The sequence below is a fragment of the Ruegeria sp. CDSC025 genome, from assembly GCF_059610805.1.
Window position 1 is genome coordinate 103,466 of the sequence record NZ_JBXWOJ010000008.1, and the last position, 25,458, is coordinate 128,923.

28 protein-coding genes are annotated in these 25,458 nt (G+C 58.0%); 13 read left to right on the forward strand and 15 right to left on the reverse strand.

What is annotated here, in order from left to right; all coding sequences use genetic code 11:
- Positions 1–22 precede the first annotated feature (22 nt).
- The gene (locus AC2FH8_RS12950; RefSeq protein ID WP_496689971.1) at positions 23–1,249 is read left to right on the forward strand and encodes an FAD-dependent monooxygenase; all 1,227 of its coding nucleotides are present in this window, start codon (positions 23–25) and stop codon (positions 1,247–1,249) included.
- Here the strand turns inward: AC2FH8_RS12950 and AC2FH8_RS12955 are convergent.
- The 6 genes from AC2FH8_RS12955 to AC2FH8_RS12980 form a co-directional block, all read right to left on the reverse strand.
- Entirely contained in the window at positions 1,246–1,431 is a 186-nt protein-coding gene (locus AC2FH8_RS12955) for a Trm112 family protein (protein ID WP_142637084.1), read from the reverse strand. The two genes, AC2FH8_RS12950 and AC2FH8_RS12955, sit on opposite strands and share 4 nt — an antisense overlap.
- The gene (locus AC2FH8_RS12960) at positions 1,428–2,069 is read right to left on the reverse strand and encodes an LON peptidase substrate-binding domain-containing protein (protein WP_496689925.1); all 642 of its coding nucleotides are present in this window, start codon (positions 2,067–2,069) and stop codon (positions 1,428–1,430) included. Before AC2FH8_RS12960 ends, AC2FH8_RS12955 begins: the two co-directional genes overlap by 4 nt.
- A 27-nt stretch (positions 2,070–2,096) precedes the next feature.
- A complete protein-coding gene (gene trxA / locus AC2FH8_RS12965) occupies positions 2,097–3,011 on the reverse strand; it encodes a thioredoxin (RefSeq protein ID WP_281995418.1) in 915 nt (304 codons plus the stop codon).
- A gap of 75 nt (positions 3,012–3,086) precedes the next feature.
- Positions 3,087–3,875, reverse strand: a complete 789-nt coding sequence (locus AC2FH8_RS12970; RefSeq protein WP_496689926.1) for an exodeoxyribonuclease III — start codon at positions 3,873–3,875, stop codon at positions 3,087–3,089.
- A gap of 71 nt (positions 3,876–3,946) precedes the next feature.
- Positions 3,947–4,339, reverse strand: coding sequence for a GFA family protein (locus AC2FH8_RS12975; protein WP_496689927.1), 393 nt, complete (start codon positions 4,337–4,339; stop codon positions 3,947–3,949).
- 228 nt (positions 4,340–4,567) lie between these two features.
- Positions 4,568–5,254, reverse strand: a complete 687-nt coding sequence (locus tag AC2FH8_RS12980; RefSeq protein ID WP_142637092.1) for a response regulator transcription factor — start codon at positions 5,252–5,254, stop codon at positions 4,568–4,570.
- A gap of 163 nt (positions 5,255–5,417) precedes the next feature.
- Here AC2FH8_RS12980 and ribA point away from each other — a divergent pair, with 163 nt between their 5' ends.
- Positions 5,418–6,512: a GTP cyclohydrolase II gene (gene ribA / locus AC2FH8_RS12985; RefSeq protein ID WP_496689928.1), complete on the forward strand. Its 1,095-nt coding sequence runs from the start codon at positions 5,418–5,420 to the stop codon at positions 6,510–6,512.
- The gene (locus AC2FH8_RS12990; protein ID WP_496677835.1) at positions 6,509–7,009 is read left to right on the forward strand and encodes a L,D-transpeptidase family protein; all 501 of its coding nucleotides are present in this window, start codon (positions 6,509–6,511) and stop codon (positions 7,007–7,009) included. Before ribA ends, AC2FH8_RS12990 begins: the two co-directional genes overlap by 4 nt.
- Here AC2FH8_RS12990 and AC2FH8_RS12995 read toward each other — a convergent pair.
- Together AC2FH8_RS12995 and AC2FH8_RS13000 are read right to left on the reverse strand one after the other, a co-directional pair.
- Entirely contained in the window at positions 6,993–7,652 is a 660-nt protein-coding gene (locus AC2FH8_RS12995; protein ID WP_282021969.1) for a YggS family pyridoxal phosphate-dependent enzyme, read from the reverse strand. The genes AC2FH8_RS12990 and AC2FH8_RS12995 overlap by 17 nt on opposite strands.
- 102 nt (positions 7,653–7,754) lie before the next feature.
- Positions 7,755–8,792 carry a porin gene (locus AC2FH8_RS13000; RefSeq protein ID WP_281973064.1) on the reverse strand — a complete coding sequence of 346 codons (1,038 nt, stop codon included), beginning with the start codon at positions 8,790–8,792 and terminating at the stop codon, positions 7,755–7,757.
- A 283-nt stretch (positions 8,793–9,075) separates the two neighbouring features.
- Here AC2FH8_RS13000 and AC2FH8_RS13005 point away from each other — a divergent pair, with 283 nt between their 5' ends.
- The 4 genes from AC2FH8_RS13005 to holA all read left to right on the forward strand — a co-directional run bounded on the left by AC2FH8_RS13005 (position 9,076) and on the right by holA (position 13,688).
- Complete coding sequence (locus AC2FH8_RS13005) at positions 9,076–9,564, forward strand: DUF3576 domain-containing protein (RefSeq protein WP_142637277.1); 489 nt, start codon at positions 9,076–9,078, stop codon at positions 9,562–9,564.
- Positions 9,565–9,635: 71 nt separating this feature from the next.
- Positions 9,636–12,173: a leucine--tRNA ligase gene (leuS, locus tag AC2FH8_RS13010; RefSeq protein ID WP_496689929.1), complete on the forward strand. Its 2,538-nt coding sequence runs from the start codon at positions 9,636–9,638 to the stop codon at positions 12,171–12,173.
- A complete protein-coding gene (gene lptE / locus AC2FH8_RS13015; RefSeq protein ID WP_142637105.1) occupies positions 12,160–12,663 on the forward strand; it encodes an LPS assembly lipoprotein LptE in 504 nt (167 codons plus the stop codon). The genes leuS and lptE overlap by 14 nt, the downstream gene beginning before the upstream one ends.
- A complete protein-coding gene (gene holA, locus AC2FH8_RS13020) occupies positions 12,660–13,688 on the forward strand; it encodes a DNA polymerase III subunit delta (RefSeq protein WP_271949662.1) in 1,029 nt (342 codons plus the stop codon). Before lptE ends, holA begins: the two co-directional genes overlap by 4 nt.
- Here holA and AC2FH8_RS13025 read toward each other — a convergent pair.
- On the reverse strand, positions 13,685–14,857 hold the full coding sequence (locus AC2FH8_RS13025) for a TIGR03862 family flavoprotein (RefSeq protein ID WP_496689930.1): 1,173 nt from the start codon (positions 14,855–14,857) through the stop codon (positions 13,685–13,687). The genes holA and AC2FH8_RS13025 overlap by 4 nt on opposite strands.
- Before the next feature lie 47 nt (positions 14,858–14,904).
- On the opposite strand from AC2FH8_RS13025, the gene AC2FH8_RS13030 reads away from it, so the two are divergent.
- Positions 14,905–15,201, forward strand: coding sequence for an HNH endonuclease (locus AC2FH8_RS13030; protein WP_496689931.1), 297 nt, complete (start codon positions 14,905–14,907; stop codon positions 15,199–15,201).
- Here AC2FH8_RS13030 and AC2FH8_RS13035 read toward each other — a convergent pair whose 3' ends face one another.
- Genes AC2FH8_RS13035 through AC2FH8_RS13045 form a run of 3 tightly spaced genes read right to left on the reverse strand, consistent with a single transcriptional unit; the run spans position 15,202 to position 17,284 of the window.
- Complete coding sequence (locus AC2FH8_RS13035) at positions 15,202–15,939, reverse strand: VOC family protein (RefSeq protein ID WP_496689932.1); 738 nt, start codon at positions 15,937–15,939, stop codon at positions 15,202–15,204.
- Positions 15,936–16,544 (reverse strand): enoyl-CoA hydratase/isomerase family protein, encoded by a 609-nt coding sequence (locus tag AC2FH8_RS13040; RefSeq protein WP_142637113.1) that lies wholly within the window; start codon positions 16,542–16,544, stop codon positions 15,936–15,938. The genes AC2FH8_RS13035 and AC2FH8_RS13040 overlap by 4 nt, the downstream gene beginning before the upstream one ends.
- A complete protein-coding gene (locus AC2FH8_RS13045) occupies positions 16,541–17,284 on the reverse strand; it encodes an SDR family oxidoreductase (protein ID WP_142637115.1) in 744 nt (247 codons plus the stop codon). Before AC2FH8_RS13045 ends, AC2FH8_RS13040 begins: the two co-directional genes overlap by 4 nt.
- Positions 17,285–17,423: 139 nt before the next feature.
- Here AC2FH8_RS13045 and AC2FH8_RS13050 point away from each other — a divergent pair, with 139 nt between their 5' ends.
- On the forward strand, positions 17,424–18,953 hold the full coding sequence (locus AC2FH8_RS13050) for a DUF2125 domain-containing protein (protein ID WP_496689933.1): 1,530 nt from the start codon (positions 17,424–17,426) through the stop codon (positions 18,951–18,953).
- A 35-nt stretch (positions 18,954–18,988) separates the two neighbouring features.
- Here the strand turns inward: AC2FH8_RS13050 and AC2FH8_RS13055 are convergent, their stop codons facing one another.
- Entirely contained in the window at positions 18,989–19,723 is a 735-nt protein-coding gene (locus tag AC2FH8_RS13055) for an FkbM family methyltransferase (RefSeq protein WP_496689934.1), read from the reverse strand.
- A gap of 164 nt (positions 19,724–19,887) precedes the next feature.
- On the opposite strand from AC2FH8_RS13055, the gene AC2FH8_RS13060 reads away from it, so the two are divergent.
- From AC2FH8_RS13060 to lpxK, 4 genes are read left to right on the forward strand one after another with little or no spacing between them, the layout of a single operon-like run.
- On the forward strand, positions 19,888–21,234 hold the full coding sequence (locus AC2FH8_RS13060) for a TldD/PmbA family protein (protein ID WP_496689935.1): 1,347 nt from the start codon (positions 19,888–19,890) through the stop codon (positions 21,232–21,234).
- Positions 21,221–22,021, forward strand: a complete 801-nt coding sequence (locus AC2FH8_RS13065) for an inositol monophosphatase family protein (RefSeq protein WP_142637123.1) — start codon at positions 21,221–21,223, stop codon at positions 22,019–22,021. The genes AC2FH8_RS13060 and AC2FH8_RS13065 overlap by 14 nt, the downstream gene beginning before the upstream one ends.
- Entirely contained in the window at positions 22,018–23,253 is a 1,236-nt protein-coding gene (locus tag AC2FH8_RS13070; RefSeq protein WP_496689936.1) for a 3-deoxy-D-manno-octulosonic acid transferase, read from the forward strand. Before AC2FH8_RS13065 ends, AC2FH8_RS13070 begins: the two co-directional genes overlap by 4 nt.
- On the forward strand, positions 23,240–24,238 hold the full coding sequence (gene lpxK, locus AC2FH8_RS13075; protein ID WP_496689937.1) for a tetraacyldisaccharide 4'-kinase: 999 nt from the start codon (positions 23,240–23,242) through the stop codon (positions 24,236–24,238). The genes AC2FH8_RS13070 and lpxK overlap by 14 nt, the downstream gene beginning before the upstream one ends.
- A 36-nt stretch (positions 24,239–24,274) precedes the next feature.
- Here lpxK and AC2FH8_RS13080 read toward each other — a convergent pair whose 3' ends face one another.
- On the reverse strand, positions 24,275–24,937 hold the full coding sequence (locus AC2FH8_RS13080) for a DsbA family protein (protein WP_496689938.1): 663 nt from the start codon (positions 24,935–24,937) through the stop codon (positions 24,275–24,277).
- 14 nt (positions 24,938–24,951) lie between these two features.
- The gene (locus AC2FH8_RS13085; RefSeq protein WP_496689939.1) at positions 24,952–25,458 is read right to left on the reverse strand and encodes a DUF721 domain-containing protein; all 507 of its coding nucleotides are present in this window, start codon (positions 25,456–25,458) and stop codon (positions 24,952–24,954) included.

A 25,458-nucleotide genomic window follows, 5' to 3' on the forward strand; every position in this document is an offset into this window, starting at 1 on the left:
ATGGGCGCGCATAGTGCGCAGCATGGAACAGAGCTCGGATATCCTGATCGTCGGCGGCGGCCTGAATGGCCCTGCTTTGGCTTTGGCACTGGCACAAACAGGGCACAGAGTTACCGTCATTGACGCGCTGGCCGAAAAGGTTCGCAAAAATGCGGCTTTTGACGGCAGAGCCTATGCGTTGGCCCTGGCCTCGCAGCGCCTGCTAGAGGCGATTGGGGTTTGGACACGGGTTGCCAAACACGCCCAGCCAATGCTCGAAATCAAGGTCACCGATGGCCATGCAGGCGCTGGCCCGTCGCCGTTTTTCATGCATTTCGACCATGCCGAGATCGAAGAAGGTCCGATGGGCTTTATGGTCGAAGACCGCCACCTGCGCCGTGCCTTTCTGGACGCGATGGCCGCGGAAAAGGCCATTACCCAGATCAGCGGCAAGACGGTAGTGTCACAGCAGACCTCGGGAACAGGCGTCAGCCTGACATTGGATGATGGCGCGGTCGTCAAGGGTGCGCTGCTGATCGGATGCGATGGGCGTCGCAGCGGCACAGCGGAACGTGCCGGGATCAAACGCACAGGATGGGATTACGGGCAGACCGCGCTGGTCTGCGCCATCGAACATGACTTGCCGCATCACGGCATCGCGCATCAGTTCTTCATGCCACCCGGCCCTTTGGCCATTCTGCCTCTGACCGGCAATCGCAGCTCTATCGTCTGGAGCGAGCGAACAGAAATGGCCAAGCGCATCAACGCCCAGCCCGAGGAGGACTATCTGCAGGTCCTGCGCCCCAGATTCGGCGATTTCCTGGGCGAAATCCGTCTGGCCGGAGATCGGTTTACCTATCCGCTGAACCTGACCATCGCCAACTCTTTCATCGGAGAACGGATGGCACTGGTCGGAGACGCAGCCCATGGAATGCACCCGATTGCAGGCCAGGGCCTGAATGCGGGCCTGCGCGACGTGGGCGCTCTGGCCGAGGTGCTGACCCTGGCCGGACGGCGCGGGGAAGATATTAGTTCGCCACTGGTTTTGGAGCGTTTTCAGGAATGGCGACGGTTTGATACCGCGTCTTTGGCGATGGCGACGGATGTGTTCAACAAGCTGTTTTCCAACGACAATCCTCTACTACGGATCGGACGGGATATCGGGATGGGCGTCGTCGGGTCACTACCCGGCCTGCGTCGCGGTTTCGTGCGCGAGGCCGCCGGCCTGACCGGGGACCTGCCAAAACTACTGCAGGGTCGGGCGATCTAGTCCAGCTCGCGCGCCTCATCCACCAACATGACAGGAATGCCATTGCGGATCGGAAAGGCCAAACCCGCCGCTTTTGACACCAGTTCCTGCTTTTCAGCGTCATAATGCAGCGTTGTATGCGTCTTCGGACAAATTAGCGCCTCAAGCATGTGGCGGTCAAAAGCGTGTTCAACGGTGGTCATTGTAGTGTTTCCTCATTCGCTCCGCCGCGCATGGCGAATTCAATCAGTGTCACCAAAGTCTCGCGCCGGGTGCGCAAACAGGGAGCCTCTAGCAAGGCTTGTTTTTCTTCCGGATCAAAATCCAGCAACATCGACAGCGAATTCACAAGCAGTTCATCATTCGCGTCTTTCAACATATCCCAATCAGCCGACAACTTTCGCGACGAAAAGAACTTTTCCAACAGCTTCAAAAGCCCCACCCGATCAAACCCCTCGTCGTGCTCGACCTTGCCAAGATCACGGTCAAACCCGCGCCAGGCCACGTTACAACGGCGGTATGGGGTAAATGCATCCAACTCGGCCTGAATACGGAACCGGGAGATGCCGGTCAGAGTGATCAGATAGCGGCCGTCTTCAGTTTCGGAAAACTGCGTCACCCGCCCCGCGCAGCCAATTTGGTGCAGCTTGTTTTCGTTGCTTTGACAGGGATTCGGTTGAACCAACCCGATCAACCGTTCCTGGGTTTTCAAAGCGTCGTCCAGCATCTGCAGATAGCGCGGCTCAAATATATGCAGCGGCAAGCGCGATCGAGGCAGCAACAGCGCCCCGGGCAAAGGGAAAACGGATACCGTTTCCGGCAGATCAGCGGGATGCATCATGTACCCGAGTGTAGCCCTGATCCAGAATTAGGCAAATATCATCGAGCTGAGCTTGCGCCGCCCGTTCAGAACAATCGGATCATTGGGTTTGAGCGCATCAAATATCGTGAACAGCTGAGACTTGGCCGCGCCTTCGTTCCATTCACGGTCACGGCGGAACATTTCCAGCAGCTGCGCCACCGCCTCTTCAACCTCGCCATTGGCATGCAGGGCCTGCGCCAGATCGAACCGTGCCTGATGATTGTCAGGATCGGCCTCAACCGCTGCGGTCAATTCGGCCACCGGGCCGGCATCTGCAGCTTGCTTGGCCAGTTCCAATTGTGCGTTTGCGGCTTCAAGCTCTGGCGATGTGGAAATCTCCGCCGGGGCCCCGTTCAGAATTGCCTCGGCCTGCTCCAAATCGCCAGTGGCGATATGCGCGCGTACCAGCCCACCATAAGCGGTGGCGTGGTTCGGATCCTCACCCAAAATGGCAGCAAAGGTCTGAGCGGCATCCGCTGCGGCACCTTCGGTCAGCATTTCCTCGGCAGCCTCGACAGCATCGTCCAGTTGACCACCCGGGCTTTCGCCACCTGTCGCCTCGATCACGCGATCTACAAATGCTTTGATCTCGGATCCGGGCACTGCGCCCTGAAATCCGTCGATCGGTTGGCCTTTGTGAAAGGCATACACGGTCGGGATAGACTGAACGCGCATCTGTGAAGCGATCATCTGTGCTTCGTCCACATTGACTTTGACCATCTTGACCGCACCCTTGGCGGCGGTCACAGCCTCTTCCAACAGCGGGCCCAACGTTTTGCATGGGCCGCACCACGGCGCCCAGAAATCAACGATGACCGGCACGTCCTGCGAGGCTTCGACCACATCCGCCATAAAAGTGGCTTCGGTCCCGTCCTTGATCAGATCGGTGGCGGGGGTGTCTGCGCCGTTCAGAAGGTCCATGGCTGTCACTCTCTCGATTAAACTTGCGCTCTATATGCAGTCGCTTGACCCGGAAACCAAGGGCAGAGTTTTACGTCAGACGTCAAAGGTCGCAAAGACCGGGGCGTGATCACTGGGCTTTTCCCATCCGCGCGCGTTGCGCAGAACGCGGCTGGAATGGCCTGCATTCGAGATATCCGGGGTCGCCCAGACGTGATCCAGCCGCCGCCCCTTGTCGGCCACGTCCCAATCCCGCGCGCGATAGGACCACCAGCTATAAAGCTGCCCTTCGGGGATGTCCTGCCGGGTGACATCGACCCAACCGCCTGCGTCCTGCGTTTCGGCCAAAGCCTCGACCTCGACCGGTGTATGCGAAACGACCTTGAGCAACTGTTTGTGCGACCAGACATCATCCTCACGCGGGGCGATATTCAGATCACCAACAAGAATGGATTTTTCCGGCTTTTCCGCGTGGAACCAGTCACGCATATCGGTCAGGTAATCCAGCTTCTGGCCAAATTTCTCATTCACCTCACGATCCGGCACATCACCGCCCGCAGGGACATAGAAATTGTGAATCGTCACGCCGTTTTCCAGCCGCCCTGCGATATGGCGCGCATGACCGAGATCTGCGAAATCCTTGTCGCCCGCCTCGACCATTGGCAGGCGAGACAGGATCGCAACGCCGTTGTAGCCCTTTTGCCCGCGCGCAACTATGTGAGTGTAACCCAGTTCGGCAAACCCTTCGGTGGGGATCTTGTCCACCGGAGACTTGCATTCCTGCAGGCACAGAACATCCGGCGCCTCTTCGCGCAACAATTTCAGCACGATAGGCTCGCGCAGGCGGACCGAGTTGATGTTCCATGTGGCAAGAGTAAAAGGCATAGGGAATTCCTCTGTCGCGGTTGGCGCACCCTAACGCGGTGCTTTCACAGGTACCATCGTAAAAGAAATTATCAGGACGGATGCCCTGAGGATTGGGGCGCATCATCGCAAATCTCGTACCAATGCGGTTTCTCAGATACGGATTCGTGAAACTGGACTTTCAGATCAAACGGAGTGTCCAGCGCATTAGCCGCAATCGGAAAACTGTCCGCATCAGCCAGAATTTCACCAAGCGACGTCCCACAGGTATCGCAGAAACACCTGCCATATTTATAGGGCGGTTCAGGCTGGTAAGTGACAACTCGGTCCTTACCGTCCAGCCAAACAACATCATCTTTCTTGACGAAGACAACAGTGCTTGCACCTGCCTTCCGACAACGCGAACAATGGCATGTTCCCATAACCGGAGGTTCGCGGGTCAGTTGGAATTTTACGGCGCCACACAGGCAACTTCCATGAATCACTTTCGCCTCCAATTTTGCATTCCAGAAATAGAACATTACATGAACATATACTTTGTCGCAATCCGCTAGGAGCCGCAAAACATTTTGCAGCACAAACAAAAAAGGCCGGGCCATCAGGCCCGGCAGTCCAACAGGGAGGTACATGTCATTACCCGGACATGTACGGGTTGGGAGTAACTTAAAGATGTCTACAGGGTATCACTTTGATCCAAGTCAATCCACATCAAGTTACGATACCAAGCGATATCCACCCGATTCTGTGACCAAAAGGCGCGCGTTGGATGGATCGGGCTCGATCTTCTGACGCAGGCGATAGATATGAGTTTCCAGCGTATGTGTGGTGACACCGGCATTATAGCCCCAGACCTCATGCAGCAGAATGTCACGGGCGACGACACCGTCGGCGGACCGGTACAGGAACTTGAGGATATTGGTTTCCTTCTCGGTCAGTCGAATCTTGCGGTCTTCGTCGGTGATCAGCATCTTCATCGCCGGCTTGAACGTATAAGGCCCGAGCACAAATACCGCGTCTTCTGATTGTTCATGCTGGCGCAGCTGTGCACGGATACGTGCCAGAAGAACCGGAAACTTGAACGGCTTGGGAACATAGTCATTGGCACCGGCATCCAGACCCAGGATGGTGTCCGCGTCACTGTCATGACCGGTCAACATCAGGATCGGGCTTTTCACACCTTGCTTGCGCATCAGGCGGCACAGCTCGCGCCCATCCGTGTCGGGCAAGCCAACATCCAGAATGACCAGATCGTAAATCGCCTCGCGAGCCCGCTCCATCGCTGATGCCCCGTCCGATGCTTCGAATACATCAAAATCCTCGGTCATCACGAGCTGTTCGCTCAACGCTTCGCGCAGATCCTCATCATCATCCACTAGCAGGATTTTCTTTAGCTGTGCCATATCCGGTCCTCCTAAGCCCTTTTCCACCACTTGCGCGCGAAAGATGCAATCAACAAGGTTTGCTGCAACCGTTTCACGCCCTCGTGTCTCAGGATGAGGAATTGTTTCACATTTCCTTTTGATCAGGCTACATGAAGGGCTGATCGTTACAGGGTAACAACAGATGAGTCTTATCCCGGATATCTCGGAACTGCTTGCTCGGGCACGGGCTGACCTGCGCATGGGCTTGCCGGTCGCCCTGACGGATGACACCGGCTTTAGCGTACTGGCCATTGCGTCGGAAACGCTGAGCGCACAGCGGCTTGCCGACTTGCAAGGTCTGGGTGGCGATCCTGTTGTCGCAGTGACTGTCCGACGGGCCGAGACATTAAAGGCACGGGCCTATGACGGTGACCTGGCACGTGTGATCGTTCCGGCAGATGCCGATGTTGCCTGGGTACAGGCGGTGGCCGATCCCTCGGACGATCTGAACGCGCCTATGAAAGGCCCACTGATGACAGAGCGTCAGGGCAACGCCAATCTGCATCGCATTGCCATTGCTTTGACCAAGTCAGCCCACCTTCTGCCGGCGGCAATCGTTGTTCCTGTCCACGACGGCCGAACCTTCGCTACTGCACATGGCCTGACATGTATTGACCATACCCGCGCCGCGCCACATCTGTCGGATCGAAGCATTTTGAATGAGGTCGTCGCCGCCCGACTGCCGATGGAGGTATCCGAAGCCGGGCGCCTGCACGTTTTTCGCCCTGAAGATGGCGGCGAGGAACATTACGCAATCGAGATCGGCCGCCCCGACCGCAGCAAACCGGTATTGGCTCGGCTGCATTCGGCCTGCTTCACCGGTGATCTGATGGGCAGCCTGAAATGTGATTGCGGCCCACAACTGCGTGGGGCCCTGGCCCAGATGGGGTCTGAAGGGGCAGGAGTACTTCTGTATCTGAATCAGGAAGGCCGCGGGATTGGCTTGGCCAACAAGATGCGCGCCTATTTCCTGCAGGATCAAGGGTTCGATACAGTCGAGGCCAATCACCGTCTCGGGTTCGAGGATGACGAGCGCGATTTCCGTCTGGGCTCGGACATCCTGAAATTGCTCGGCTTCAGTTCCGTAAGGCTGTTGACCAACAACCCCGCCAAGATCGCGATGATGGAGAAGACCGGCATCGCCGTCACCGAGCGCGTCCCGCTGAAAGTCGGCGAAACTGCCCATAACCGCGACTATCTGGCCACCAAAGCAGCCAAGTCGGGACATTTGCTGTGACACCCGCAGATCTGGTTCTAACCCGCCGCGGCGTTCGTTTTCGCGGCGGGTATTTTCCCTGTTCGATCGGGAAAGGTGGGTTAAGCAACAGCAAGCGTGAGGGGGACGGCGCCACGCCGACCGGCTGCCTCAACATCGTTGGTATGCTGTACCGGCCCGACCGGCTCGCAAGACCGTCGCCTTGGGCCATCCCAATCGGTCCTCAGGACCTCTGGTCAGATGATGTGGAAGACACGCAGTACAATCATATGGTCAGCGCACCCTATCCTTTCAGCCACGAAAAACTCCGCCGCGCGGACCCGCTTTACGATCTGGTTCTGATCACTGACTGGAACTGGCCCAATGCGGTGGCCGGGCGCGGTTCAGCAATTTTCCTGCATCAATGGCGACGGCCCGGTTTTCCTACAGAAGGCTGCGTTGCCTTTCGGCGCGACCATCTGCGGTGGATCGCACGTCGAATCGAGCCAGGCACGCGGTTGATTATCCCTCAGGCTTAACTCGTTCACCGAAAATGGCCGAGCCGACGCGCACATGGGTAGCGCCAAGTGCAATGGCCTGCTCGAAATCGCTGCTCATCCCCATGGATAGCCCTTTCAGACCATTGCGTTCAGCTATCTTGGCAAGCAAGGCGAAATGCAGAGATGGCTCTTCCTCGACAGGCGGAATGCACATCAGGCCCTGAATCGGAAGGTCGAGCCCGCGGCAATCGGCAATAAATGCATCCGCCTCGGCGGGTAGGATTCCTGCCTTTTGTTCCTCTTCACCGGTATTGACCTGAATGAACAGGTCCGGACAAGTGCCGACCTCTTGCGCGAGCCGGGCCAGAGTATTGGCCAGTTTGGGGCGGTCAACAGAATGGATCGTGCTGAACAGATCCAACGCCTGACGGGCTTTGTTCGTTTGCAGGGGGCCAATCAGATGTAAATCGACATCCGGGTACTGCTGCTTGAATTCCGGCCATTTTCCGACGGCTTCTTGAACCCTGTTTTCACCAAAACAGCGATGCCCTAAAGCAAGCACTTCCGCTACACGCTCATTCGGCTGAACCTTTGACACGGCGATCAGCTTCACGGCCCCGACGTCCCGCCCCGAGGCAGTTTCGGCTTTGGTTATCCGGGCAGATATTTCTTGCAGCGACATTTGGGTCCTCGATCAGTTATGGGCGAAGAAAAACACTATGTCGGACAAAAAGAAAAGGGCAGGTCCGAAGACCTGCCCTTAAACTTTGCGGCTCAGATCAACTTAGAAGTTGAACTGTGCACCAAAGTCGGCACGTGTGGTCGAGTCGTCGCAGACGTCACAGTCGCTGACACCTACACCACCGCGCAGCGATACACCGCCACCCAGGTCGTAGATGGCGCCGATGCCGTACTGCTGCGTGTCCGCATCAGCGTTACCGTCACCGTAGGCGAAGGTCAGAGTGGTCGCGGCGCCAACATTGTAGGCACCCGATACACCCCAAGCAGTGCCGTCGGTCAGGTCGTTTTCGGTTTTATCGTCAGCAACAAACAGCGTACCCGAGAAGTCGCCGAATTCTGCACCCAGGGTGAAGACCAGCAGGCTTGGGTCGTCGCCAGCATCGCCCGCGTCAGTTTGACCATAGGCCAGCGCTGCAGTGATGTTGTTGAAGGTGTAAGTCGCGCTTACGTCCCAACGGTCAGCGCTCGTGGTGTTGCCACCGCCCTGGAAGATGGTCGCTTGATCGTACGACGCACCAAAGGCGAAGTCACCAACTGCGTACTGGAAGAACACAGCGTTCGAACCCGAACCGGTCGACGAGTAACCCAGGAAGCCATAGTCAACGGCAGAATACTGACCGATGAAGTTTTCCAGGCCAGGCTCGTTACCGTAGTAGTTTGCCAAGTTGTCGAAAGCACCAGCAACGTTGCCGGCGTCAACACGCAGACCACCGTAGATGACCGAGAAGCGCGCGCCGTTCAGGCCAGCCGAGTTGGCTTCGCCGGTGGACGAGTCTTCGTCAGCCTGCAGACGTACACGAGCCGAGAACTCAACGCCGCCATCGGTTTCGGCTGTGCCGTCGATGTTCAAGCGGAAGCGCGAGACCAGGATTGTGTCGTCAGTGTCGTTCGCGAACACGTTAACGTTCTGAACAGTTGCACTACTTGCAGTAGTGGTGGTGGTAGTGGTGGTAGTGGTGGCCGCTGTGCGGTCCTCCTGATAACCAATACCAAAACGGCCGTAGCCGCTGAACTTAACTTCGGCCGCTGCAACACTTGCGGTTGCAATCAGTGCGGTCGATGCGAAGAGAACTTTTTTCATCTTGTTTCCCTCGGTTTCAAAAGTTTTTTAACTCGACACGTGCTTAGGCACATGTCTCAGCACGGGAACCGTTTCGCCCTTTTTGCCCCTGTCACGCAAGCTTGGCATAAAAACTGACGCGCATTGGCCTAGAATTGGTGCAAGGATGCCACAGTCTGATTTGCCCACTGAATCAACCCCGAAGCCTGCTCTGGATGTGACAAGATTAAGCTTGTTGACGAACCAGACCTTGTCTAGGAGTAACGTGAATAACCTAAAACCAACGAAACGGAACCTGTCCAACATGCGCCTGCAGACAATTTTCGGTTTGATCATAGTGACAGCCGCGGTGTCGGCTTGCGGACAGAATCGCAACGCAGAACCCAGTGCAACGCCACTCAATGTGGATGGCGGTCGCTCGGACGAGCGTGAGCTGAACGATCCGAATCGCTCAACGATCTGGGATGTATTCAACACCGCAGACGCCGAGCAGGTTACCAATGTGAACCGCTATCTGTGGGCTGCCTCGCTGGATGTCCTTAACTTTCTGCCTGTGCAGGAAGTCGATCCCTTTACCGGTGTAATCGTAACAGGTTACGGCACGCCTCCGGGTGGTGGACGGCAATACAGGGCCACGGTTCACATCAGCGATCCCGCCCTGGCGGCACGATCCTTGTCGGTTGCGCTGCAGACCAGCGGGGGTGCCCCGGTCAGCGCGGCAACCACACGCGCAATCGAAGATGCAATCCTGTCCCGCGCCCGTCAGCTGCGCATTGCGGACAACAAGCTCTAGCAACCCGCTTCAAATCACAATATTACCACGCCGGGTTCATGCCCGGCGTTTTCATTACGAAGGACCGCACGATGTCGCGCTATTCGGCCACCGAAATCGAAGCAAAATGGCAAGAGGCCTGGGACAAGGCCGGAATCTTCACCGCCAACCACAAGGCGGACAAGCCGAAATACTATGTGCTTGAAATGTTCCCCTACCCGTCTGGCCGCATCCATATGGGACATGTGCGCAACTATACGATGGGCGACGTAATCGCGCGCCACAAGCTTGCGACCGGCCATAACGTGCTGCACCCGATGGGATGGGACGCGTTCGGGATGCCTGCAGAAAACGCTGCGATGGCTATTGGCGGTCACCCGAAAGACTGGACCTATGGCAACATCGCAGACATGCGCAGCCAGATGAAGCCTCTGGGCCTGTCCATCGACTGGTCCCGCGAATTCGCCACCTGTGACCCAGAATATTACGGCCAGCAACAGGCACTGTTTCTGGATATGCTGCAGGCCGGTCTGGTTTACCGCAAGAACGCGGTGGTGAACTGGGACCCGGTCGATATGACCGTACTGGCCAATGAACAAGTCGAAGGCGGGCGCGGCTGGCGTTCGGGCGCATTGGTTGAACGGCGCGAGCTGACGCAATGGTTCTTCAAGATCAGCGATTACTCTGAGGAATTGCTGGATGCGCTGAACACGCTGGAGAACTGGCCGGCAAAAGTGCGCCTGATGCAGGAAAACTGGATCGGCAAGTCGCGTGGATTGCAGTTTGGCTTTGAACGCGTCGATGGTGGTGAGCCAATCACCGTCTATACAACGCGCCCCGATACGCTGATGGGGGCGTCTTTCGTCGGCATCTCGCCAGACCATCCGATTGCCAAGCAACTTGAAGCCGAAAACCCCGAAGTGGCTGAGTTCGTTGCCGAATGCCGCAAGGGCGGCACCACGGAAGAGGCCATAGAGACCGCCGAAAAGCTGGGCTATGACACTGGTATCAAGGTCAAACACCCGCTGGATCCGAATTGGGAGCTGCCGGTCTGGATCGCCAATTTCATCCTGATGGATTACGGCACCGGTGCCATCTTTGCCTGCCCGGCCCACGACCAGCGCGACCTGGATTTCTGCCGTAAGTACGGTTTGCCCGTCGTCGACACGTTCTTTGCGCTTGATAATGACACACCGGTCGACAAAACCGCATACGTTCCGCCGAAAACCGAAAAAGTCCGCTGGGTAAACCATTTTGCCGGGCTGACCGACGCCACCGGTGATGACGCAATCAACACCACCGTCGATTTCGCCGAAAAAGCGGGTTGGGGCGAAGGCGTTACCAAATACCGTCTGCGCGATTGGGGTCTGTCGCGTCAGCGCTATTGGGGGTGCCCGATTCCCGTGGTGCATTGCGAATCCTGCGGCGTGGTGCCCGAAAAGAAAGAAAACTTGCCGATCCGCCTGCCCGACGATGTCACTTTTGACAAACCGGGCAATCCTCTGGACCGCCACCCGACCTGGCGCGACTGCGCCTGCCCGTCTTGCGGTGCGCCATCCAAGCGAGAAACCGACACGATGGATACGTTCGTCGATTCGTCGTGGTATTTCGCCCGCTTTACGGCTCCGCACGCGGAAAAGCCGACCGATCTGGCCGAGGCTGAATACTGGATGAATGTCGATCAATATATCGGCGGCATCGAACACGCTATCTTGCACTTGCTCTATTCCCGCTTCTTTGCACGGGCGATGCAGATCACTGGCCATTTGCCGAAAAAGGCCATCGAGCCCTTTGGTGCCTTGTTCACCCAAGGCATGGTCACGCACGAGATTTATCAAACCCGCGACGCCAATGGCCGTCCGGTCTATCACCTGCCCGAGGATGTGACCGACGGCAAACTCGCCGACGGCACGGAGGTCGAAATCATCCCCTCGGCCAAGATGTCAAAATCTAAGAAAAATGTGGTCGATCCGGTCAGCATCATCTCGGCCTTCGGCGCGGATACCGCGCGCTGGTTCGTGTTATCCGATTCACCACCCGAGCGGGATGTGGAGTGGACAGCATCAGGCGCAGAGGCTGCATTCAAGCACCTGAACCGTGTCTGGAACCTCTGCGACAAGATCGGCGCGATGGACCCCGAGGCAAAAGGCGACGGGGATCAAGACCTGCTGCGCGAGATGCACAAAGCCATCCATGATGTGACGCTTGGTGTTGAAAGCTTCGGCTTTAATGCCGCCATTGCAAAGCTCTATGCGTTTACCAATACGTTGGCAAAATCCAAAGCGGGTGCAGCGGCCCAAAAGCAGGCGATAAAGACGCTGGCACAGTTGATGTCGCCGATGACACCACATCTGGCCGAAGATATCTGGGCGCATCAGGGCGGCGAAGGTTTGATCGCAACAGCCCCCTGGCCTGTCGCGGACGAAGCTATGCTGGTCGATGACACTGTAACCCTGCCGATCCAGATCAACGGCAAACGCCGCGCGGAAATCAGCGTTCCAAAAGATATGGACAAGGCAGAGGTTGAAAAAATCGCGCTCAGCACCGAAGCTGTGCAAAAGGCACTGGACGGTGCCGCGCCGAAGAAAGTGATCGTTGTTCCAGGTCGGATCGTGAATGTCGTTGTTTAATCGCAGAAGCCTTTTGTTGATGCCGCTGGCTGCTTGCTTGCTGGCGGCCGCATGCGGGTTCCAACCCGTTTACGCGCCGGGCGGAACAGGTGAAGCATTGCATGGTAAAGTTGCTGTAACTGAGCCAAATTCCGTGGAAAGCTATTTGCTTGTCCAGAATTTGGAACAGCGGCTGGGCCGGGATGCGAGCGCACAAAAGCTGTATGATCTGGATGTTAAGGTTGCTACGGCCACGCAATCTGCAGCGATCACGACTACCAACGAGACGAACCGGTATACAATCGAAGGGCGCGCGGAATTTTCCCTCAGGTCCGCTGAAACCGGGCGGATTCTGGTATCAGGAAATGTCCATGATTTCGTGGGCTATTCCGCTGCAGGCTCAACCGTCTCGACGCTTGCGGACGAACGTGACGCGACCGAGCGGCTGATGATCATCCTGTCCGATCAAATCGTGAACCGCCTTTATGCAGCACCGGGCCTGACCCAATGAAGCTCAGCCCGCGCGAGGCTGAGGGGTATTTCGCCAAACCGGACGCGGGCAAGGCAGGGTTGTTGATTTACGGATCCGATGCGATGCGTGTGGCCTTGAAACGGCAACAGGTCTTGTCAGCCCTGCTGGGAGAAGGCGCCGAAGAGGAAATGCGCCTGACCCGAATGCCAGGTGGTGATCTGCGCGGGGAACCGGCACTGTTGCTGGACGCGGTCAAGGCTGTCGGGTTCTTCCCCGGCCCACGTGCAGTTTTCGTCGAAGATGCAACTGATGTCGCCGCCCCAGCCATCATTACCGCATTCGAGGATTGGGCAACGGGCGACGCTCAGATCATCGTGACTGCCGGGCAGCTCAAACCCAGCTCAAAGATCCGTAAGGCATTCGAGTCGCATCCCGCAGCCTATGCCGTTGGGATCTATGACGATCCGCCCTCTAGGGCCGAGGTTGAACGGGTTCTGGCACAGGCCGGAGTCAATAACATTCCACCGGATGCAATGTCGGCCATCACCGAACTTGCCACGGCCATCAGCCCCGGGGACTTTACGCAAACCATTGAAAAATTGTCTCTTTACAAGCGCGGAGACGATACTGAATTGGCTCTCGAAGATATCGAGGCCTGTGCACCCAGCTCGACCGAGGCCGCTCTGGACGATGTCCTGAACGTGGTCGCCGAAGGCAGAGCCGGAGAGATTAGCCCGCTGATACGACGGCTGCAATCGCAAGGTACAAATGCGGTCAGCCTGTGTATCGGAGCAACCCGGCACTTTCGAACGCTTTACGCCTGTGCCGCCGATCCCGGTGGTGCGGCACAGGGCGTCGGCAAGCTGCGCCCACCCGTCTATGGAAAGCGGCGTGATCGTATTCTGCGACAAGCACAGGGATGGGGGGCACCCAAACTGCAGACCGCTTTGACCGTTCTGACTGATACGGATCTGTCATTGCGGTCAGCTGGGCAAACGGCCCCAGCCATGGCTTTGGTCGAACGTGCCATGATCCGTCTGGCGATGCTGGCAAAGTCGCGTTAAGCGGTCCGCGCCAGCCAGTTTGCAGCTGATCGCCCGGCCCATCGCCCTGTCGCCAGACAGGCAGTTAGCAGATAGCCACCGGTCGGAGCTTCCCAATCCAGCATCTCGCCGGCACAGAACATTCCGGGCCTGGATTTCAGCATCAACCCTTCGTCCAAAGCGCCTTGCCGAACACCTCCGACGGTTGAGATTGCCTCATCCATTGGCCGCAACCCCGCGTGGCTGAGGGGCAGAGATTTCAACGTTTCGACACTCAGACCGCTTCCCCTGTTCATCTCGTGATACAGAGCGATCTTTTGCGGAGACAGATGCAGAGATTTCTTCATCCATTGCGACTGCGTCGTCTTGGATTTCTTGGCTGCAATTTTCTGCTGCAAGGTAGTTACATCCAGATCGGGAACCAGATCAACACTCAACGGCGCTCCTTCTCGCAAAGCGGGCGTCAGGGAATAGAGCCCTCCGCCTTCAAGGCCTTTGGATGAAATCGTCGCCTCGCCGCGACTGATCACACCCCCGGCAGTCCACCCAACGGATTTGATCGCAGCCCCGTAATGCGGCTGCATATGTGCGCTCCACTCCACCGACAGGGCCGAGTTCGCCGGGGCAAATGGCGACAGGTCGACACCCGCCCCTTGCAACAGTGGGGCCCAAGCTCCATCCGATCCCAATCGCGCCCAGCTTGCGCCGCCCATGGCCAGAATCGTCGTGTCAGCCTCAATCTGTCGGTGACCTTCCGGAGTATCGAATTCCAGAGCATCGCCGTTCCATCCGGTCCACCGCCATCGGGTTTTGATTTGCACACCAGCCGCATCAAGACGCCCCAGCCAAGCCCGCAACAGGGGTGAGGCCTTCATAGCCTTTGGAAACACCCGCCCCGTTGAGCCTGTAAATACCTCTTGTCCCTGATCACGCGCCCAGTCCTGAACGGCGGCAGCATCAAATTCCGCCACCATAGGGCGTAGCCACTCAGCAGCGGGTCCATAAGACAACAAAAGTGTTTCGAGCGGTTCATTCTTGGTTAGGTTCAGGCCAGACTTCCCTGCCATCAAGAGTTTTCGGGCAACCGAGGGTTTGGCCTCGGCCACCAGCACATCATGACCTGCGGCGGCAAGTTCACCCGCCGCCATCAGGCCCGCTGGCCCGCCTCCGATCACGACGGCTTGTGCCATTGCTGTCCTCTTGCCTTTCGCGCCCTGCGGCGCGACGTTACGCTAATATGACCGACCGCGAACCGATCTGCCCCCTCTGCGACCGGCCGATCCCCGATGGGAACGGCAGCCTGCACCATCTGATCCCAAAACTGAAAGGGGGCAAGGGCGGCCCCACGGTTTTTCTGCATGTGATCTGCCACAAAGAGATCCACGCCACCCTGACCGAAGCGGAGCTGGCACGGGGTTTCAAAACGATCGATGCTTTGCGCGCCCACCCTCGCCTAGAAAGATTTCTGAACTGGATTCGCAAACGGCCCCCTGATTTTCGATCGAAAGTGCCGCGAAAACGACGTGGCCAGTGATCAGCCCGGCAGGACCGGGTCGCCAAATGCATCATGGCCGGGCTGGGCCAGGCCCTGCATCTCAAGCCCCCGAAAATCGGGGGCCCGAGCAAACGTAGCACCTGCGCTGTGCTGAAACTCGAGCGTGGTATAGGGGCGTTTCCAAAGCCATTCGCGGTTCTCAACAGACCACAGGTCGGCATTAGGGGGAACCTCGTCGGTGAAAGCATAAAAGTGCAGATCGAACCCATATTGTGCCACATCCTGCACAGATAGCAGCTGCATCCCCTGTGCACGACAAAAGGCATCCTCGGCCGCGATATTCCCGGTGCGCAAGGTGATCTGTCCAATACGCGCATCCGCGAAAGGGGCCTTGGGATCGGCGATACCGTCCGGGCGATTGCCACGGAAATCGTGTTGCAGCAGTTCGATCACGAAACCCTCGGGATCAGTCAGGTGGCACATATAGCCGATATCCAGAAACTGGTCCGGCTCTGAAACCTCGATGCCTTTTTCGCGCAAATAAGCGGCAGCCAGATCAACATCCGGCAGGGTGATGCCGATCTTCCAATATCTCTGGCCCCGATCATGTGTGTACCCGCCGCCGCCCGGCATCAAAAGCAGATCGGCATCCTGCCCGGCATATCCCAATCGCAGGCTTGCGCCCTGCCGGCGTGCAGTCATACCCATTGCATCCCCGTAAAACTCGGCAAGACGATCCGTGTCAGCCACGCGCAGACGCAGGGCAGACAACCTCATGAACATAACCGCGCAATACCGGTCGCAATTTCAGGATTGGCGGCGACACTGTCAGCCACCAGATCAAGGGAGGTCTGCATCAGGTCTTCAGGTGCAACCACGCGATCGACCAGCCCAAAGGCATAAGCCTCATCCGCAGTGATCTTTTGCCCGGCCATCAAGATCATCTTTGTCCGAGCCGGACCGATCAGGGCCGCCATGCGTGCGGGATCAGAGGGTTGTGGCAGAAAACCCAGCTTCATCACCGGATAAAAGAACTTGGCTTCCGGTACGGCGATGCGGATATCGCAGGCCAGAACCATGCCATTGGCTCCACCAGCCAGCGTTCCGTTCAGTGCGGCAACCGTCAGGCAGGGTAACGCGGCGATAGCAGCCGACAACCGCTCCCACAGATCCGAGGTCGCCAGGCCGGCACGCGCCTCTTCCAGATCGGCGCCGGCGCTGAACACTTTGCCAGCCCCGGTCAGGATCAGCGCACTTGCGTCGGTCGCGGCCTCGGCAATCTCGCACAGCTCGGTCAGCATCGCACCGGTCAGCGCATTTGCCTTGTCGGGGTTGTTGAGCGTGACTGTCCACAGCCCGTCTGCTTTGTTCAATTCAATCACGTCAATCCAACCCTTTGCCGAATATCCTCACGCCGCAGCGAAATTTCGGTGCCTAGAAACTCATCCGCGTCTGACGAACACATCCACAACAGCGCCCGCGCCGGCCAATCGGCGGGGATATGATCGGTCCAATCCAACTGGCTGACGGCGTTGATCCCGCTGGCCTTGATGACCCGCTGCATATCGGTTGCAACCGTGCCGGGCGACAGGCCCATGGCGCGGATCCCATTTGAGGATTCCTCAAGATGCAGACATTCCGTCAGCATCTTGGCCCCTGCCTTCGAGGCGCAATAATGGCTCCAGGCCTCGACTGGGTTCGACGCCGCACCGGAAGAGACCGTCAGGACAGTGCCGCCGCCCGCGGCACGCATGACCGGCAGCGCGGCGCGCATTCCATGAAATACGCCTTTGAGGTTGATGTCGATCGCTTTACCCCAAGACGCGACATCGGCGCTGGATAAATGGAAAATCGGGTCAATGACACCAGCATTGCCTATCAGAACATCCAGCCCGCCAAACTTGTTTACGCACTCTGCCACGGCCAGCTCGACCTGGGCGAAGTCACTGACGTCGCAGGCCAGTGCAATAGCGTTTTCACCAAGCGACGACGCCAGTACCTGAATTTGATCCCGATTACGCGCCACTAGCACGACATTAGCCCCTGCTGCGGCAAATACGCGCCCTGCCTCGGCCCCGATGCCGCGACTGGCCCCAGTGATCAGTACGGTTTTCCCCTGCATAAGGTTCCAGTACCTCCATTGTCCTGAGAATTAATGAACCTCTATCCTGCGAACGGGGAATGGGTCCAGCCCTTCCCCCTTGACGCCCGCCGCCACCGGCATCACCATGCGCGCAAATTTGATCAAGAAGGGTTCTATGATGTCCGTTTTTCTCCGCCGCACCTGCGGCGCAGTTCTGGCCTACACTGTCATTTCGCAGGGGGCGCTTGCCGACGTTACCCCACAGGAAGTCTGGGATGACTGGCAGTCCTATCTGGCGCAGATGGGCTATACTGTTTCAGGTGACCAGACAGATACCGGCAATGGTATCACCATCGAAAACCTGACGATGTCGATGGACCTCCCGGAAGAAGAGGGATCGTTCAGCATGGCCATGCCTGAAATGACCCTCACCGACAATGGCGACGGTAGCGTCAATATTGGTGTCCCGGAAAGTTTCCCCATGACCGTCACCGGCAATGTCGATGGTCAGGACGAGTCATTTTCAGTCGATATCGAATACGTCCACAGCGGGCTTGTTATGACCGTCTCTGGCGATCCGGATGATGTGACTTACGATTACTCTGCAGACAGCCTTGGAATCAAACTGGGTAACATCGAAGTCGACGGTGAAACGTTGCCGCCCGATGTGGTTGGTGGCTACCTTGAAATGGCGGATGTGAGCGGCACCTCGCAAATGAAGATCGGCGAAAACCGCGATATCGACCAAAGCTTTACCGCATCAGAGATGACCTACAGCTTGGCATTTCAGGATCCCGAAAGCGAAGACGCCGGGAAATTCGACGGCACGCTTGGCGATCTGGCCTTCGACGGCACCAGCATCATCCCTTCGGATTTCGATATCTCTGACCCGCAGGCATTCTATGACGCTGGTTTTGCCTTCTCGGGTCTCTTTACTTACGGATCGGGCCAGTCTTCGATGGCGGGCAGCAGCGAAGGCGAAGACTTTTCGATGGCCAGCGAATCCGAAGGCGGACGGCTTTCCGGCAGCATCGACGCGAACCGAATTGCTTATGACGTCGAACAAAACAGCGCCAAAATTGCTGTAACCACTGCGGAACTGCCCTTTCCAATCGAAATTGCCATGGAAAGTGGCGGTTTCAAGTTCGAATTCCCGGTACAGGAATCCGAAGAGATTCAACCCTTTGGGCTGGCGATAAACTTGACGGACTTCACTATGTCAGACGTTCTGTGGAGCATTTTTGACCCCGCAGCCGCCCTGCCACGCGATCCGGCCACGATTGCGCTGGACCTTTCCGGTACGGCCAAAGTGCTGACCAACTTCTTTGACCCCGAGGCCGTAGAGGCGCTTGAGTTTGCGGACGAAGCGCCGGGTGAATTGCACTCTCTGACAATCAACGAGTTGCTGGTCTCTATGGTCGGTGCGGAACTGTCCGGCGATGGCGACTTCACCTTCGACAATTCCAACACTGAGGAACTGGGCGGTCTGCCGACGCCCGCTGGCGTTGCGAACCTGCAACTGGTTGGAGCGAATGCCCTGATCGACACTCTGATCGGTATGGGTCTGATTGCCGAGCAAGACGCAATGGGCGCGCGAATGATGATGGGTCTCATGGCAGTGCCAGGGGAAGAGCCCGACACGCTGAATTCGACAATCGAGTTCAAGGAAGATGGTCAAATTCTGGCCAATGGACAGCGCATCAAATAAAAGAAACAGGGAAGGCGGCCCGGCTGCCTTCCCTTTTACGACGAGCGCCGGCGAACACGCCGGAACAGCACCGACCCACCGCTGCTGACACGTTGATCGTAGGCAAACCCAAGTGCCGAAAGATGATCGAAACAAGCCTTGATCCCATGCAATCCGATCTTACGGGTGTGGACCTCAAGATAGACTTTCTGGACATTCACAAGATCGACCCCGTCGAACAGAAACTTCTCGCCCCCTTCGATATCGACGATCAGCACGTTGGCTTCAAAGTCCCGCAGAATTTCTGACAGAGGACGTTCCGGCACGCTGACCTCACTGACATAGTCCGGATCAGGGTCCAGAGATGAGGACCAGAACGGTTCACGTATGTAAAATCGGGCGGTTCCGGGAACCCGTGTATCGCCGAGAGCAACCGCGTTCACCACCTCGACATTCGCAATGTCATTTGCCTTGTGGACACGGCCGATGAATTCACACAGCGTCGGGTTCGCCTCGATGCACTTTGCGTGGCGTACACCAAGTTGTGTCACCAGATAGGACGAGATGAAGCCGATCCCAGCGCCCAGCTCTACCACTCGATCCTTCGCGTCGATGAATTTCGGCAGACCGGTCACTTCGTCTTTTTCGTAACGCTCGGCCAGGATTGAACGCTTGACCTTAGGCGTAATGATCTGCGGATCATCGGGGATCGTAACCCCGCGCAGCGATAGATTGTTCTGCATGTTCTGGCCTGCCCGTTCTTCCTGCCCAGTCGTCTCATTCTCATCCACTTGGATCAACTACTAACCTACGGCTACGGACAAAACAGCGGAATTATTGCAGCCACATGCGAAATTCGCCTTTCTGGCCTTTCTGCAAAACCCCGAAAATGACCGCAGGTCTTGCGGGACGGACGGGCGGACGATAGGTCCAAAGAAACAAGACCGGAGGCCACATGATGCGCACACCCGAAGAGATCAGCCAACACCTGCTGGATGCGGCTCGTAAGGCCGGGGCCGAGGCCGCGGATGCCATTGTGCTGGAGGAGTCTTCGGTCTCGGTCGAGGTACGATCCGGTGCGCTTGAGGCCGCCGAACGGTCCGAGGGTACCGATCTGGGGCTGCGGGTGTTTCTGGGCCAAAGACAGGCCATCGTCTCTAGTTCAGACAGCCGGTCCGAAACTCTGACAGCCATGGCCGAACGCGCCGTCGCTATGGCCCGCGAAGCCCCCGAAGACCCGTTTACCGGCCTGGCGAATGAGGCTCAGTTGATCCGGGATTGGGACATTCAGGCATTGGAACTGTGCGATCCCGCGCCGGAGCCCACAGCTGAAGATCTTCTGAATGATGCGCTGGCGGCGGAATCTGCGGCGCTGGCGGTTGAAGGCGTCTCACAGGTTTCGGACGCTGCGGCCGCCTATGGCACCCATCGGGTGCATCTGGCAGCCACAAACGGCTTTTCCGGCGGGTATGAGCGCAGCAGCCGGTCAACCTCCTGCGTAGCGATCTCGGGCCAGGGTACCGGGATGGAGCGCGATTATGACGGCGACAGCCGCACATTCCAAAACGATTTGCGCAGCCCGGACCAGATTGGTCGGACCGCAGGCGAACGTGCTGTGGCGCAGGTTGGCGCGCGCAAGCCTGCAACAGGCGTCTATCCGGTTCTGTTCGATGAACGGATTTCATCTTCGTTGATCGGGCATCTTCTGGGCGCCAGCAATGGTTTCTCCATCGCGCGCGGCTCGTCCTGGTTGTCGGATTGTCTTGGACAACAGATTCTGCCGGAACATCTTTCGCTGATCGAAGACCCACATCGCCCGCGCATGTCAGGGTCGCGCCCCTTTGATGCCGAAGGCCTGCCCACACAACGCCGGGCGATCATCGAAAACGGTGTATTGACGGGCTGGACATTGGACCTGTCCAGCGCACGCAAGCTCAAGATGGCCTCGACAGGAAATGCTACGCGTGGCGTGTCCGGGCCTCCGTCGCCCAGCAACTGGAACCTGAGCCTGACACAGGGCGAGCACAGCCGCGCAGAGCTGCTGCGCGATATGGGCACCGGATTGTTGGTAACGTCAATGATCGGATCGACCATCAACCCCAATACAGGGGATTATTCCCGTGGTGCCTCGGGGTTTTGGATCGAGAATGGCGAGATTACCCACCCGGTCAACGAATGCACCATCGCCGGGAACCTGCGCGATATGCTGCTGCGGATCATTCCGGCCAATGACGCCCGCCCCTATTTGTCGCGCGTGGTTCCATCGCTGCTGATCGAGGGAATGACACTTGCCGGCAACTGACCTGCCCCTGCTGATTGAAGCCGCGCGCGAGTCCGGAAAGATCGCAACCCGGTATTCCGGGTCAAAAGCACAACGCTGGGACAAGCCCGATGGCGCAGGCCCGGTGACCGAGGCTGATCTGGCCGTGAACGCGATGCTCGAACAGCGTTTGCCCTCTGCCCGACCGGGTTACGGATGGCTCAGCGAAGAGACCGAAGACACCCAGCACCGCCTGTCCCGGGACCGGGTTTTTATCATTGACCCGATCGACGGCACCCGTAGCTTCACCGAAGGTTCCTCGACCTGGGCGCATTCTCTGGCTGTGGCGGAACACGGTCAGGTGACGGCGGCGGTCATTTACCTGCCCTTGCGTGACCTGTTGTATGCGGCGGCCAAGGGCCAAGGGGCCACACTAAACGGCGCGCCGATTGTCGTATCGGACACCCAAGACATCACGACGGCCGAGATCCTGGCGGCGAAACCCAATCTGGACAGCCGGCACTGGTGTCAGGGCCGGGTTCCTCAATTCCGTCGAAACTATCGCCCGTCGCTTGCCTATCGGTTGGCATTGGTCGGGCAGGGTCGCTTTGACGGAATGTTGACACTGCGCCCCAGCTGGGAATGGGACATCGCGGCAGGGGATTTGATCGTCCAAGAGGCAGGTGGCATATGTACGGACCGGCTTGGCGCCCCACTGCGCCTTAACAACCCACATCCGCGCCTGAATGGTGTCATCGCGGCAAACCCGCCATTGCACCGGCAACTGGCGGATCAGATTGACCCAGACAGTGCGGGCATTGCGCCATGAGCAAATCGCGATCCCTTAGTCTAGCGGCCTATCGCGTGCTTTCGTGGGGCGTACCCGGCAACGGGGACCAACCCTATGTGCCCCGACCATCAGGAGATCTGATCTGGATTCACATTGCCAATCCGGGTCGCCTTCACGCGATGATGGATTTCTGCCACAGACTGCTGCAGTCGCGCCTGGGCCTGTCGGTTGTCCTGTCGGCCCCACCCGAAGCGGACCTGAGTCAGTGGGACTGCGCGAAATACATACTTGTGAACCTTCCTTCGGAACAAACCGGCGCCGCGCGGGTGTTTCTGGACCATTGGCGCCCGAATATTGGCATTTGGGTTGGCGGCGGGCTGATGCCCAATGTGATTACCCGTGCCCACGAGCGCGAAGTGCCGTTGATCCTGATCGAAGCTGAAATCGACCTGAACACCGCGCGTGGGACCCGGTGGCTGCCCGATATCAGCCGGTACACTCTCGATTGCTTTCAACGAATTCTGGCTACCAGCAACGAAACGGCCCGGCAGATCCGCAAACTGGGAATCGCCTTCACCAAGGTCAGCGAGGCGCCTCCTCTGCTGATAAGTCCGAACCCTTCTCCGTGGCCCGAAGACGAACTGATCGAAACCAATCACGCCTTTTCAAGCAGACCCATCTGGCTTGCGGCCTGGGTGAAGGATAAAGAGTTCATCTCGGTCCTCAGCGCCCACCGTCAGGCCATGCGGATGCTGCCCCGGTTGACCCTAATCCTGCATGTCGCCGACATACAGGAAGCCGCCCCACTGCACAGGCGGCTCGAAGCCATGGACTTGCGCTGCATCAACTGGGACGATGGCGGCATGATTGAAGATACCACACAGATCGTCTTGTCCTCGGACCCAGAGGATTTGGGCTTGTGGTACCGTGTTTCGGCAGTGTCCTTTATCGGCAACTCGCTCGAACGGGGCGACGGGGGACAGGATCCGTTTGGTGCGACCGCCCTGGGATCGGCTGTCATACATGGCCCACATGTTGACCAGCATCAGACAGCCTACGATCAGCTGGACCAGGCAGGCGCCGCTTTGACGGTCAGAACCGCAACCGAACTTGGGGATGCCGTGGTAGAATTACTTGCGCCTGACCGCGCGGCGGATATGGCTTTAGCAGGCTGGCAGATCGTGACCGACGGCGCGCCGCAATCAGATCAGCTGATCGAACTGGTACAGGACTATCTGGACGAACGGAGCACCGACGATGCGGGCACCTGACTTTTGGAATACCGCTCCGGATCAGTTGGACCTCAGGGCCCGGCTGCTGTCCCCGTTGGGACGGGTTTATGCGGCGGCGACAGCCCGCAGACTGGCCTCGGAAACAGGTTTCAACCCAGGCGTCCCCGTTATCTGCATTGGAAACCTGAATGCAGGCGGGACCGGCAAAACACCAACCGTGATCTGGATGATCGAACAGCTGCGGGACGCGTGGCATCAGACCCATGTTGTCACCCGAGGCCACGGCGGCGCGCTGACAGGACCTGTGCGCGTCGATCCTGGCAAACATACGGCGGCAGAAGTCGGGGATGAACCGCTGCTGCTGGCCGCATTTGCGGATGTCTGGGTGGCCAAGGACCGCGCCGCGGGCGCAAAAGCCGCTGCCCAGACCGGGGCAACGGTAATCCTGTTGGATGACGGGTTTCAGAACCCTTCGGTTGCCAAAGATTTTTCGGTCATCGTAGTGGATGCCGAACATGGTTTCGGCAACGGATTGTGCCTGCCTGCGGGTCCATTACGCGAGCCTGTTGATGTCGGATTGCAACGGGCCGATCTGGTGTTGTCGCTGGGCGGCTCAGACGCGCAGACACAGTTCGCCGCCCGCTGGGGGGGGAATCTGACGGTTCCACATGCGACCGGTGCGGTCGAACCGCTGCAGACCGGAATGGATTGGACGGGCACGCCGGTTCTCGCCTTTGCAGGAATTGGTCATCCGGAAAAGTTCTTTGCCACATTGCGCCAACAGGGCGCCAAATTGCTGCGGGCCGAAGCGCTGGACGATCACCAGCCCCTGACACCGGCCCTGATGATACGGTTGGAAAACGAAGCGCGCCTGCTGGGCGCTCAGATGGTCACAACGGAAAAAGATGCGGTTCGTCTGCCAGCCGCGTTTCGCAGCAAGGTCATCACCCTGCCCGTCCGGCTGAATATGGACGAGGGCGGCCGGGTCAAACAGTTGCTACTGCAGGTCGCGCCTTCGCCCTGAAGGCGACCGGCCCTGACAGGCCGGTCGTGTTTGGATTTAGCTGCCCAGTTCGGCGTCGATCAGCTTTTTGAATTCTTCATAAGACTGATTGTCGACCTTCTTACCGTTCACAATAAAGGATGGGGTTGCTCTGATGTCGTCGCGTTCTGCGTTCTCCTGATACCAAGCCACCAAGGTCTGCGCACGATTTCCGTCCTGCAGGCAAGCATCAAGCTGGTCATTGGTGATCCCAGCTAAACGTCCGATCTTGCGCAGTTCATCCACGATCTCCGCAGGTCCACCGGCACGGGTCCATTCAGCCTGATCCTTGTAGATCAAGTCGGAGATGCCGAAGAACTTCTCGGGGCCGCCACAGCGCGCAACCATCGAGGCCCAAAGACCATATTTGTCAAAATACACCTCACGGTAGGTGAATTTGACCTTGCCGGTGTCGATATAGTTCTTCTTCAGCTCTTTATACGTCCCCTGATGGAAGGTCGCGCAATGGGGGCAGGTGTAGGACGCATATTCGACGATCTCGACCGGCGCATCCGCCGAGCCCTGAACCATTTCGATGATGGTCGAGGTATCCAGATCGGTCTGTTGTGCCTCGGCGCTGCCAACCAGCGGGTTGGACGGAGTAGAATTCGACTGCGTCAGCCAATAGCCGCCTGCGGCTATGGCGATGGCGGCGCAGATTCCGGTTGCAATACGGCTCATGAATCAGCCCTTTCTCAGCGTTTTTGCTTGGATAAAACGTTACGGCCCAGACGTTCAAGGGCTGTACGCAGATCGCCATCATGGACGCCCTGCGCAGCCCGGTCTGCCTCGGCTGCAATTTCTGGTTCGATTGTGGGTTTCGCCTGTTTCGGCTTGTGGTCGAAGCTGGCCTGCCCCTCGGCAAATCCTGTAGGAGCCGTCTGGGTGATGCGCACCCGACTAATCGCATTATAGCCATAGACCGCATTCACCTTACCGCGCAGCTGTTCCTTCTGCATTTCCAGCATCGGCGCCTGCGGGCCGGTGGTCAGCACTGTCAGCGTGGCCCCCATACCGCCCTTGCCATAGCCTACGTTAACCGGCCGCGCGATCGAGGCCACATCCTGTCCGACGATCTCGGCCCAATGGGTCAACAGGCGTGAAACGGCGAATCCCCGGCTTTCCCCGGCGCGCCTAATCTGGCCGTTCAGCAATGTCGCAGTACGTTTAAAGCCACGTGTCGAAGAACGTCTGGGCTGCAT

Excerpts from the sequence above, each read along its gene's own strand:
- AC2FH8_RS12950 (WP_496689971.1), top strand. The coding sequence starts at position 23 with ATGGAACAGAGCTCGGATATCCTGATCGTCGGCGGCGGCCTGAATGGC.
- AC2FH8_RS12955 (WP_142637084.1), bottom strand. The coding sequence starts at position 1,431 with ATGACCACCGTTGAACACGCTTTTGACCGCCACATGCTTGAGGCGCTA.
- AC2FH8_RS12960 (WP_496689925.1), bottom strand. The coding sequence starts at position 2,069 with ATGATGCATCCCGCTGATCTGCCGGAAACGGTATCCGTTTTCCCTTTG.
- trxA (WP_281995418.1), bottom strand. The coding sequence starts at position 3,011 with ATGGACCTTCTGAACGGCGCAGACACCCCCGCCACCGATCTGATCAAG.
- AC2FH8_RS12970 (WP_496689926.1), bottom strand. The coding sequence starts at position 3,875 with ATGCCTTTTACTCTTGCCACATGGAACATCAACTCGGTCCGCCTGCGC.
- AC2FH8_RS12980 (WP_142637092.1), bottom strand. The coding sequence starts at position 5,254 with ATGGCACAGCTAAAGAAAATCCTGCTAGTGGATGATGATGAGGATCTG.
- ribA (WP_496689928.1), top strand. The coding sequence starts at position 5,418 with ATGAGTCTTATCCCGGATATCTCGGAACTGCTTGCTCGGGCACGGGCT.
- AC2FH8_RS12995 (WP_282021969.1), bottom strand. The coding sequence starts at position 7,652 with ATGTCGCTGCAAGAAATATCTGCCCGGATAACCAAAGCCGAAACTGCC.
- AC2FH8_RS13000 (WP_281973064.1), bottom strand. The coding sequence starts at position 8,792 with ATGAAAAAAGTTCTCTTCGCATCGACCGCACTGATTGCAACCGCAAGT.
- AC2FH8_RS13005 (WP_142637277.1), top strand. The coding sequence starts at position 9,076 with ATGCGCCTGCAGACAATTTTCGGTTTGATCATAGTGACAGCCGCGGTG.
- leuS (WP_496689929.1), top strand. The coding sequence starts at position 9,636 with ATGTCGCGCTATTCGGCCACCGAAATCGAAGCAAAATGGCAAGAGGCC.
- lptE (WP_142637105.1), top strand. The coding sequence starts at position 12,160 with ATGTCGTTGTTTAATCGCAGAAGCCTTTTGTTGATGCCGCTGGCTGCT.
- holA (WP_271949662.1), top strand. The coding sequence starts at position 12,660 with ATGAAGCTCAGCCCGCGCGAGGCTGAGGGGTATTTCGCCAAACCGGAC.
- AC2FH8_RS13025 (WP_496689930.1), bottom strand. The coding sequence starts at position 14,857 with ATGGCACAAGCCGTCGTGATCGGAGGCGGGCCAGCGGGCCTGATGGCG.
- AC2FH8_RS13030 (WP_496689931.1), top strand. The coding sequence starts at position 14,905 with ATGACCGACCGCGAACCGATCTGCCCCCTCTGCGACCGGCCGATCCCC.
- AC2FH8_RS13035 (WP_496689932.1), bottom strand. The coding sequence starts at position 15,939 with ATGAGGTTGTCTGCCCTGCGTCTGCGCGTGGCTGACACGGATCGTCTT.
- AC2FH8_RS13045 (WP_142637115.1), bottom strand. The coding sequence starts at position 17,284 with ATGCAGGGGAAAACCGTACTGATCACTGGGGCCAGTCGCGGCATCGGG.
- AC2FH8_RS13050 (WP_496689933.1), top strand. The coding sequence starts at position 17,424 with ATGTCCGTTTTTCTCCGCCGCACCTGCGGCGCAGTTCTGGCCTACACT.
- AC2FH8_RS13060 (WP_496689935.1), top strand. The coding sequence starts at position 19,888 with ATGATGCGCACACCCGAAGAGATCAGCCAACACCTGCTGGATGCGGCT.
- AC2FH8_RS13070 (WP_496689936.1), top strand. The coding sequence starts at position 22,018 with ATGAGCAAATCGCGATCCCTTAGTCTAGCGGCCTATCGCGTGCTTTCG.
- lpxK (WP_496689937.1), top strand. The coding sequence starts at position 23,240 with ATGCGGGCACCTGACTTTTGGAATACCGCTCCGGATCAGTTGGACCTC.
- AC2FH8_RS13080 (WP_496689938.1), bottom strand. The coding sequence starts at position 24,937 with ATGAGCCGTATTGCAACCGGAATCTGCGCCGCCATCGCCATAGCCGCA.
- AC2FH8_RS13085 (WP_496689939.1), bottom strand. The coding sequence starts at position 25,458 with ATGCAGCCCAGACGTTCTTCGACACGTGGCTTTAAACGTACTGCGACA.